This is a genomic window from Lentilactobacillus sp. (assembly GCF_040773105.1).
Taxonomy (GTDB): Bacteria; Bacillota; Bacilli; order Lactobacillales; family Lactobacillaceae; genus Lentilactobacillus; species Lentilactobacillus parabuchneri.
The window spans coordinates 1-3,847 of sequence record NZ_JAXGWW010000201.1 but is presented as its reverse complement, the minus strand read 5'-3'; the positions used below and the strand labels follow the sequence as shown (position 1 = coordinate 3,847).

Genomic DNA, 3,847 nt, shown 5'->3' with positions numbered 1-3,847 from the left:
ATGAACCACCAAACGATGCCGACAATGGTTAACTTTTTGCCGAGCGATAAGCCTGGCGTTTGATATTTCAACGAAATGAAATGTCGCCCGACAGGGATTCGTGCGCCAATGAAGCCGCGATTGACCTTGAAGATGTCACCTGGTTGGCCATCGATTTTAAGATGCCAGCCAGTCGAATACGGAATTGAGGTGGTCAAAACGCGTGTCCGTTCAGTTGTGTCTGTGTATCCGGAAACGGCGTCGTTAGTGACGTGCTGATCCGACAAGCCTGATTTTTGGAGTGCATGAATCTGCTGATCATATTGCTTGTTGAAAGGAACCGCCATTAATTTGACGCTCTTAAACCTCAATTGTTTGACGCCGTTAAAATGAACGGTTAATGATTTTGTCAGCTTAGGTGAGTAGCCGAGATTCAAGACGATATGCTGACGATTCTCGAAGTCTGATAAGTTGTTTTCAGGGAGCTGCCGAACGTACGTAAAGTTATTCGGCGTTTCAACCGAGAGCGTAAATGCGCCGAGATCGGGGTGCTGAAGTGCTTTTCGATAGCGATCGATCTTTTGTAATTTGGAAACCGGGGTCCCATCGATAATTGAATCGGCCGTTAAGTTGGCGATTCGATCCATGGCCGTATGGGTGGTGTGCGAGACACCGTCGATTACCAAATAGAGTTCGGAATTGCGATACTGCTTTGGATTACTAATGTTTAATTGATAAGACAAGTGACGGCCCTGGGCATCGTTATCCATGAGATGCAGCCCATTGGCGTTTTGTGCTTCATTTCGCCTGACGATCTTTTGATTCTTGGCCAGTACGGTTCGTAGGGGCTTGGCATTCGGGTTGATGCCGGTTGCCTTTTCCCAAATCCGTATTTTATGTGCCGGCAGCATCGTCTTATATTTCGCGGCAGTTGCCCGGTATCGGGCGTTTGGTGAAATACGCAATCGATCAAGGACGGCTTTAACGGGGTTGTTGACGATGTGTTGGTCAAACAATTTCGTTGTGTAGCCAACGGTTTTGACTTTGTTGGCTGGTTCAGTTAACGAAACGCCGTCAATTGGCTTATCAACCACCGCGCCGGACAGGATCGCCTGCTCACGTTGAAGCGGAGACATACTATTGTAGTTGGCCGATGAGATGACGTATTTCTGAGTGTAAACCAGCGGCAACGCCAAATTCGATTGTAACAAAATGGTTCCGGAATGGTTGCTCAACCCACTGACGGGCTGTTCCGGGAAGTCAACAATCTTGCCGTTTTGCCCGCGGACATAGTGGAAGCCGTATGGAATCGCTTGTGGCTTCTTGATGATGTCCGTTTTGGCAAACATATATTTAACGCCCAGTAAATTCAGGAGTGTCGTGCGGCCGTCTGCTTCTCCGATGACCGAGTTCACAACAGCCTGAGAGTCACCCAGCGAGCGGGTAAATTGAAACAGACTGCCATTTTGAATTGAATAATACGCCCCTAAATCGTGGGTGCCAAGGACCATCGGGATATTATTGCCGGCAGTTCGGTGGGAGTAGTAATTATGAATGGTCGTTGTCCGATAAAAGTTACCATCCTTATTCAACCCGTTTTGAGCCCCGTCATAATACTTGTGCAGCCACTGTTGAGCAGACCCGGTTGCCAAATTTGAATTAATGTTCTTACTATTGTTAGGGCTGAACCAACCTTGTCCGGCACTGATGACGTTGACAAATACCAGACCGGTCAAAATGTAACCCACTCGTTTTGGTGGAAGCTTAAGGGAGGTTTGACAGGCAAATAGTAGGAGGAAACTAAGTAATAACCCATATGCAACCAAATCATTTTGAGGGAGTTTTAGTGTAAATCCTTTGGTAATCCAAACCAGAATAATTAGACCGGCACTGGCACCAATCAGCCACCTCAGATCGTTTCGGGTTAAAGTCTTTAACGAGTCAACAAAAATCATGGTTGCCAAGCTCATTGGCAAGACGATGAGAAACAACCAACGATTAGAAGGCGTCGACATGGCGTTGGCAACCGCACTAAATTGTGGCAGCATCAGTGCTACGATGGTTAACGTAATAATCGTGGCCAGCGAACGGTAGCGCTTGAAATGACGTAAAACGTAAACCGCACCCAGGAAGGTTAGCCCACAGAAATTTAGGACCAGCCAATAGTCCTTTGTTGTGGTGCTGGTAATTAACTGATTGGGAAGCGCCAAGTAGTACTTGAGCGGATAAAGAATCAAGCCGTTGGCAAATTGAGCGTGATAGGCAATCCGAGTGGACTGAAAAACGGCCAGCAATGTGGGCAGCAAAACAATCCCTGCGGTCAACAGCCCGGTTAAAACGCCTTGAAATAAGCAATAAATGATCCGGCCATTCTTCAGTTGTTCCGGATGAGTATGGCGAATATTGAAGTAGCGGGTCAGTAGATAGACCAGCGTTCCAATCGCCAGCATATAGGCAAAGTAGAAGTTACTAATTAATGCCAGGGCCACTGCAACTGCCAGCGGCAGCCAGTTCTGTTTATGCAGAACTTTTTCAACCCCCATCGCCAACAACGGAAACAGAATCATTGGAATTAAGAAGAAGGGATGGTGCATCGAAACGTAGAAGTTATACCCGGAAAAGGTGTAGATCAAAGTACCGATGAGCTTGCTGTGGCGGCTGAAGTTTCGTTCGTTCGCCCAGGCAAGAAACGATAAGCCGACACAGTAGAGTCGAAGCAGAATTAATACCTGATAACCCAACTCCAGCTTGCTGGCCGGAAAAAAGGCGATCAGGTAACTGAATGGATCGCCAATTATGTAGAATGCAAATGTGGTTAGTTGATCAGCCCCGGCACCCAAGTTCCATGACCAACCAGCCAGTGACTGATGCGCGGTTCCCTGTAGAATACGTTGGAACTGGGCTAAAATTGGGAAATGCTGGGCAATCCCATCAACGTTCCAAATCAACGTTTTTCCGGCCAGCCATGGGATCGTATAGGTAGCCAGACAAACGAAGACAAATGCGATGGTGTAGATGAAATAGATTGAAAAATTAAAGGACTTTTTGCGAGTGTCAATTCTCGGTTCCATGTGAAATTACCTCCTCATACATAATCCCATTTTGACCGCAATGGGTGGGTTAGACAAGATTATTCGGCCAATTTTAATTTTTGTAATAATAGTGCCTTGAGTTTGCAATGTTTTGCATGAACATTCATCAGGAGATAGAACGAAACTAAGTAAAACGCTTTCATGACGACTGATGACTCACCTTTACTAAATTGAGAATGTGAATTTTCTTTTACCAAATTATGAATATTCTATGAAGTGAAAACATATTTATACCGAAAAGATGAGAAGAAAGTATGAATATTGTGAAGAAACTGTTACAATTACTATATTCGTAAATCTAATTAAAAACTTATTTTCTCATTTAAACATTTAGCCTTGCATAAATAATCGAAAGAAGGCTTTTGTGAAGGGAATAATTAGTCGAATAATTTATAAAATGAAACCGCAAACATTTTTCTTGCTAATTGTGTTAGTTTTTTCACATTTCTGATGTCTAAAAATAGACGGTAGCGTTTTCAGAAGGGTTTATGATGTAACTGTACTAATGGAAGAGGAGGTAACAAAATGACAAGCCCAATTCATGTAACATCGGAAATCGGTAAGTTAAAAACTGTATTGTTAAAACGTCCGGGTAGAGAAATTGAAAACTTTACACCAGACATGATGCCCCGGTTATTATTCGATGACATTCCATATTTACCAATTGCCCAAAAGGAACATGATTACTTTGCTGATACATTACGCGACAATGGTGTCGAAGTCCTGTATCTGGAAAAATTGGCCGCTGAAGCACTTGATGCCGGTGGTGACAAAGT

General features: G+C 44.3%; 2 protein-coding genes. One reads left to right on the top strand and one right to left on the bottom strand.

All coding sequences use genetic code 11. The annotated features are described in order from the left end of the window. A partial coding sequence (locus AB3112_RS09255) for a YfhO family protein (RefSeq protein ID WP_367334359.1) occupies positions 1–3,050 on the bottom strand: 3,050 nt, incomplete at its 3' end. 546 nt (positions 3,051–3,596) lie between these two features. Here AB3112_RS09255 and AB3112_RS09250 point away from each other — a divergent pair. Then, on the top strand, positions 3,597–3,847 hold a 251-nt coding region (locus AB3112_RS09250; RefSeq protein WP_367334358.1), incomplete at its 3' end, for an arginine deiminase family protein.